This window comes from Streptomyces sp. NPDC058525, from assembly GCF_042719495.1.
In the GTDB taxonomy this organism is placed as follows: domain Bacteria; phylum Actinomycetota; class Actinomycetes; order Streptomycetales; family Streptomycetaceae; genus Streptomyces.
Map to the genome: position 1 here is coordinate 43,797 of NZ_JBHXNP010000025.1, position 5,868 is coordinate 49,664.

Annotated in this window: 6 protein-coding genes; 4 read left to right on the forward strand and 2 right to left on the reverse strand. The window is 71.2% G+C overall.

Features of this window, described 5'->3' with window-relative positions:
- Positions 1 to 12 precede the first annotated feature (12 nt).
- Together ACFWP3_RS14775 and ACFWP3_RS14780 are read right to left on the reverse strand one after the other, a co-directional pair.
- Entirely contained in the window at positions 13 to 426 is a 414-nt protein-coding gene (locus tag ACFWP3_RS14775; protein WP_384220429.1) for an acyl-CoA carboxylase subunit epsilon, read from the reverse strand.
- A gap of 316 nt (positions 427 to 742) precedes the next feature.
- Entirely contained in the window at positions 743 to 925 is a 183-nt protein-coding gene (locus ACFWP3_RS14780) for a DUF5302 domain-containing protein (RefSeq protein ID WP_107489046.1), read from the reverse strand.
- 412 nt (positions 926 to 1,337) lie between these two features.
- Here ACFWP3_RS14780 and ACFWP3_RS14785 point away from each other — a divergent pair, with 412 nt between their 5' ends.
- The 4 genes from ACFWP3_RS14785 to ACFWP3_RS14800 all read left to right on the forward strand — a co-directional run bounded on the left by ACFWP3_RS14785 (position 1,338) and on the right by ACFWP3_RS14800 (position 5,485).
- Positions 1,338 to 2,543: a cytochrome P450 gene (locus ACFWP3_RS14785; RefSeq protein ID WP_384220432.1), complete on the forward strand. Its 1,206-nt coding sequence runs from the start codon at positions 1,338 to 1,340 to the stop codon at positions 2,541 to 2,543.
- A 37-nt stretch (positions 2,544 to 2,580) separates the two neighbouring features.
- Positions 2,581 to 3,600, forward strand: a complete 1,020-nt coding sequence (locus ACFWP3_RS14790; protein ID WP_384220434.1) for a 3-oxoacyl-ACP synthase III family protein — start codon at positions 2,581 to 2,583, stop codon at positions 3,598 to 3,600.
- 100 nt (positions 3,601 to 3,700) lie between these two features.
- Complete coding sequence (locus ACFWP3_RS14795; protein WP_384220436.1) at positions 3,701 to 5,209, forward strand: MFS transporter; 1,509 nt, start codon at positions 3,701 to 3,703, stop codon at positions 5,207 to 5,209.
- 93 nt (positions 5,210 to 5,302) lie between these two features.
- Entirely contained in the window at positions 5,303 to 5,485 is a 183-nt protein-coding gene (locus ACFWP3_RS14800) for a DUF5302 domain-containing protein (protein WP_384220438.1), read from the forward strand.
- Positions 5,486 to 5,868: the final 383 nt, after the last annotated feature.

Here is a 5,868-nt window from a genome sequence, read left to right on the forward strand (position 1 = left end):
TGGCTGTGAACGCTACGAGGCCCAGGCGCCCGGCGCGCGGAACGGCTGACAGGACAGGGACGGCAGCCTGCGGCTGCGCGCGGGGGCGGGTGCGGGCTGCCGGGCCTCGTGCCGCTTGCCCAGACGGGCCGTCAGGAGGACGGCGAGCGCGGCGATCTCCTCGGCGGTGGGGTTGCCCCGGGAGATGCGGATCGAGGCCATGGCGAGGGCCAGCGAGGTGTCCTGGGCGGGGGCCGCGGCATCGGCCGCGCCGCCGGCCGTGACGGCCGCCGCGCCGACCGTCCGCTCCGTGCGCTCCGTCCGGTCCGCCGCCGTCCGGTCCGCCGCGCGGTGTGCGTCCGCGGGCGGGGTGGCCGGGCGGTCCCCCGCGGGGGTGGCACGCACCGCAGGGGCGGTCAGCAGCGGACGTTCCTTGACGATGATCATGGGGAGCCCCTTTCGACACGGTCGCACCGGGACGTGCCCTGGTGCCGGACACTCCAGGATCGGCCCGGGCACTAAAGCCGGGCTCGGGTCCCGCACGGGAATGCGTACGGAATGACTCGCAAGCTGCTGTCGATCATGGCTGGAACACGTCGTTCCAGGTTCGTTTCTCCACTGAAATTCAAGCCCGACCCGAGCCTGACCCGAGCCGCATTCAAGTGGAATTCAAGTGGATATCGCGGGCAAACCAAAAGGGCCGCCGCGGTCCATTCCAGTGGAATGGCCGCGGCGGCCCCTGGGGGGGGTGAGCCGGGCTGGATCAGCCGGTCTTCCTGCGGAAGTACCGCTTCTGGCCGGACGAACCGCTCATGTTCTTCACCTTCATACGGCCCTCTTCGTGAGCCGTGCGGGCGCGCGATGCGTTGGACTTGCGCTCCAGTGCAGCGCGGAACTTCTCCTTGGCATCTTCTGCAACGCCACCGTCGAACGACTTGTCAGTCATACATACCTCCTGCAATCAGTCGACAGAAAAAGTCTGGCACAGAATTGCGGGAATGACGACCCCGCATTCCGTTCCCATGCAATGGAATTCGCCATTTCCGGGGTCAGGCGGAGTCAAGGAGCAGCCGGTCCTTCGCGGCGGGCGGCGCGGACTGCCCGGCGGGCTCCGCGGCCGGCGCCTCCGGTGCGGCCTGAGGGGTCTTCGAGGCGGGCAGGAGCGGGCTGAGGAGGGCGACGAGCGCGAAGACGCCGCTGCCGCGCGGCGTCCGGTTCCTGGAGATCGGGGCAAGACCGACATCCGCGAGCCGGGCGAGGTCGCCCGGCGCCGCCGCTCGAGGTCGGCTCGAGCGCGTGTCCAGGGCTCGTCGCGAGGCTGGAGGGGCCTCCGCGATGCCAGAGAGATGGAGTAGGACGTGCGCAACACCCTGTGCCAGCCGGTCAAGCTGCCCACGGAGCGACCCTCGCCTCTCGACCCGCCCCTCGAACTGGGGGTGTTCCGGGACCGGAACCCCGTCACCCCGATGCTGTTCCCGGACGGGCACAGGGGCTGGCTGGTCACCAGCCACTCCCTGGTGCGGTCCGTCCTCGCCGACCAGCGGTTCAGCGCACGGCAGGAACTGCACCACCACGCCGCCTTCGACCACCCGTTCGGCACGGAGAGCATCACACCCGCGGAGCCCGGCCAGTTCATCGGTATGGACCCACCGGAGCACACCCGCTACCGCAAGCTCCTCACCAAGCACTTCACGGCGCGACGGATCAGGGAACTGGCGCCCCGGATCGAGGAGATCGTCGAGCAGCGGCTGGACGCGCTGGAAGCCGCGGGGCACGGAGCCGACCTCGTCGCCGAGTTCGCCGTCCCGATCCCGACGCTGCTGATCTGCGAGATCCTCGGCGTGCCGTACGCCGAGCAGGACATGTTCCGTCACGACGTGGCCACCTTCTTCCGGCTGGACTCCACGCAGGAGGAGACGCACGGCGCGTACGCCGGCATGCTCGCCTACCTCGGCGGGCTCGTGCCGCGCAGACGCGCGGCGCCCGGGGCGGACCTGATCAGCGGCCTGATCGAAGGGAACGTGCTCTCCGACCAGGAGATCGCGACCGTGGCGCTGGTGGTGCTGATCGCCGGCCACGAGACCACGGCGAGCATGCTCGGACTCGGGGTCTACACCCTGCTGAGCCATCCGGACCAGTGGGCCCGGCTGAGGGCCGAGCCGGACCTCCTCGACAGCGCCGTCGAGGAACTGCTGCGCTACCTCCCGCTCTTCCGGGCGGGGCTGATGCGGACCGCTCTGACCGACGTCGACCTGGGCGGCGTCCGGATCTCGGCCGGTGAGTGCCTCGTGCTCTCCCTGTCGGCCGCGAACCGCGATCCGCGGCGCTTCGACGGCGACCCGGAGCGGTTCGACTCCGGGCGGAGGCCGGGCGGCCAGCTGTCGTTCGGGCACGGCGTGCACCAGTGCCTCGGACACCATCTCGCACGGGTCGAGCTGCGGATCGCGTACGCCGGCCTGCTGCGCCGGTTCCCGCACCTGCAGATGGCTGTTCCGGCGGAGGAGATACCCCTGTGCACCGACATGGCCATCTACGGCGTGCACCGGCTGCCGGTCACCTGGTAGCGACACGGCCCGGAGGGGCCCCAGACAAGGAGATCACATGAGTTTCGGCCTGATGGCACTCGGCTACGAACTCGGCGACGAGGTACCGGTGCTGGACGTCGCCGCCGAGTACACCGAGGACATCGAGCGGGTCCGCACCTACGCGAGCCGCTACATGCACCGGTGTCCCGAAGGCGTGGGCCTGACGGACCTGTCGTACCGGGCCGTACGGAAGGCGCTGGACGCCGCCGGCACGGACGTCGGCGACATCGACCTGCTCGTCCTCGCGGTCACCGACATCACCGAGTACCTGTACTGGGACGCGGCGGCGAGCCTCCTGCACCGGCTCGGCGCCGACGGCGCGGAGGCGGTCCTGTTGACCCAGGCGTGCTCGTCGGGCGTAGCCGCGTTCGACCTGGTCGCCGGGAAATTCGCCACCCATCCCGAGTACCGGACGGCCGTGGTGGTCGCGGCCAGCCGCGTCGCCGAGCCCTACTGGAACCGGCTGGAGACCGGGGCGGGGTGCTTCTCGGACGGTGCGGTCGCGGCGGTCGCCCGCCGCGGTCACGACCGGCTGCGCTGGCGCGCGAGCGACATCACCACGGACGGCACCTACGTCGACTTCTTCCGCCTCGACGCGGGAGGCGCGGCGGCCCCCTTCGGCACGCCCGGCGCGGCGAACGGCGCGCCCAGAGTACGCGGCATCGCCGACGTGAAGGAGTACTTCGGCGACGACCACGAGAAGATCTCCGCGTTCGGCGCCCACGCCCGCGCCCAGTACCGGCTCGTAGTGGAACGCGCCTGCAAGCGGGCCGGTGTCGACTACACCGACCTGGCCCGGCTCAACCTGCCCTTCGACAACCAGCCGGCGATGGCGGGACTCGTCGAGGCCCTGGAATTCCCACCTGAGCGCACCAACCTGCCGCTCGCCGAGGACTACGGGCACCTCGGCGCCGCCGACCCGCTGTTCGCCCTGGCCCGGGACGTCGAGCACAACGCCCTCCGGCAGGGCGACCACGTCGCCCTGGCCGCCGTAGGACGCGGCATGAGCTGGGCGAGCGCCGTCTTCGAGGTGTGAACCCTGCGTGCCGCCCCCGGGCGGCGGCACGCAGGCAGCACCGCGCGGCAGGTCCGGCGGGGCCGCACCACCCCCCACCCCTCTCCCAGGAGCTGATCACGTGACAGACACAGCACAGTCCGGACGCGCGCGATGGGTCGCCCTGGGCGTACTCGGCACCGCCTCCTTCCTCGACGGCCTCGACGCCAACATCGTCACCGTTGCCCTGCCCAGCATCCAGCGGGACATGGAGATCGGCTTCGCTTCCGCACAGTGGACGATGGCCGGCTACGCCCTCGCCTTCTCCATGTTCCTGATCACCGGGGGGCGACTCGGTGACATCTTCGGGGCCAAGCGGGTCTTCATGACCGGTGTCGCCCTGTTCACCGTGGCGTCCGCCCTGTGCGGTCTGGCCGTCTCCCCGGGCATGCTGGTCGCCGGCCGCTTCGCGCAGGGGTTCATGGCCGCCCTGATGCTTCCCCAAGTCATGGCCGTCATCGTCCGGACCTTCGACCGCAAGGAGTGGGCCCTGGCCGCCGGTCTGGTGGGCGGTCTGCTCAGCCTCGGCAGCATCGGGGGACCGCTGCTGGGCGGTCTGCTCACCGACCTCGACCTGATGGGCCTCGGCTGGCGGACGATCTTCTTCGTCAACATTCCGATCGGGATTCTCGCGCTGATCATCGGAGCCCGGACGCTGCCCTCCTTCCGCGCCGACGAGCGACCGCAGCTCGACATGCCCGGCGTGGTCCTGCTGACCGCGGCCTCTCTGGCCCTGATGTTTCCGCTGGTCCAGGGCCGCGAACAGGGCTGGCCCGCCTGGATGTTCGTGGTGTTGGCCGCCTCGGTGCCGCTGATCCTCGCGTTCGTGGTCCACGAGCGCAGGAGGCAGGCGAAGAGCGGCTCCGCTCTCGTGCCCCCCACCCTGTTCCGCCACCGGTCCTTTTCCGCCGGCCTGGTCGTGACCCTGCTCGCGTTCACCGGCATCAGTTCGTTCTCCTTCGTGCTCACCTACCACCTCCAGTTCGGTCTGGGCTGGTCGGTGGGCGACACGGCACTCGCCATCGCGGCGTGGCCGCTGGGCATCGTCGCCACGTTCCAGCTCGGCTGGCGCTTCGGGGCCACCCGGGGCCGCCTGTTCGTGGCGGCGGGCGCCCTCGTGATGGCGCTGAGCTCCCTGGCCGTGATCGGCGTCGTGCACACCCAGGGCGCTGGACTGACATGGCCGTACGTGGCCGGCTCGGCCTTCCTCATGGGCCTGGGCATGGGGTTGAGCACGCCCATCCTCGCCACGGCCGTGCTCGGTGACCTGGCTCCCAAGGATGCGGGTGCCGGGTCCGGCGTGGTCAACGCCGCCACGCAGTTCGGTGCCGCGATCGGTATCGCGGTCGTCGGGGCCCTCCTCTTCGGGCTCGTGGGCCCGGACAGCGCGGGGACGGCCGCGGCGCGAGCCGCCGACTTCAGCTCCGCCGTCTCCGTCACTCTCTGGTACAACGTCGCCGCCTTCCTGCTGACCGCCGCCCTCGCCCCGCTGCTGCCGCGCAGCAAGCCGGCGGACGCGGAGGCCGGGCCCGCCGGGAAGGGCGAGCGGACGGACCTCACCGCCGGCGGTCTCGTGCCCGACCCGGCATAGGCCGCATTCCCTTCCCCCAACAAAGAACGGCTCGCCGGTGCCGGACGTCCCCGTCAGGCCGGCCGTGCTGCACATCGCGTCCAGGAGGTACGTATGACCGATACGCCGCAGAACAATGTCGAGGAGAACGACGCCCGCCGGAAGTTCCGTGAGGCCCTCGAACGCAAGGGCAACGCCAGCCGGGCGCGGCAGGCGCACGAGGACGGCCGTCTGAAGGTCAAGGGCATGAGCGGTTCGGCCGGGCAGAAGCGGTACTTCCGGCGCAAGACCGGGTGACACGCGGCTTTCCCGCCGCGTCGCCGAGGCTGCCGCGGACCTCCCGCCAGGAGGTCCGCGGCAGCCGTTTTCCGTCTGCGCGCGGCACCGGTGCGCTGGATCATCCGTTGGCGTTGGCGGGCGACCCGCCGCGAGCTCGGCTTGCGAACGACGACCCAGGTGGGGCGTGACTTCGTACGAGGTTCCGTTGACCTCCGCACCACGCGCCGGAGCGGACTTCGCGCGTGGGACGGCGCTCCGTCGAAGCGGATGGTGGAAGCCGCGGCGGCGTATGCCCGTCCATGGAAGTGGTCCCGCACAGTCGCTGCGCGGGACCACATCGGGAAGGCGTGCTGGGGGGAGGGGCCCGGGGGCCGGCCCGGGGGGAGGGCGGCCCCCGGGGG

Bases quoted from the DNA above. Each gene is read 5' to 3' on its own strand.
- ACFWP3_RS14775 (WP_384220429.1), bottom strand. From the start codon at position 426: ATGATCATCGTCAAGGAACGTCCGCTGCTGACCGCCCCTGCGGTGCGT.
- ACFWP3_RS14790 (WP_384220434.1), top strand. From the start codon at position 2,581: ATGAGTTTCGGCCTGATGGCACTCGGCTACGAACTCGGCGACGAGGTA.
- ACFWP3_RS14780 (WP_107489046.1), bottom strand. From the start codon at position 925: ATGACTGACAAGTCGTTCGACGGTGGCGTTGCAGAAGATGCCAAGGAG.
- ACFWP3_RS14800 (WP_384220438.1), top strand. From the start codon at position 5,303: ATGACCGATACGCCGCAGAACAATGTCGAGGAGAACGACGCCCGCCGG.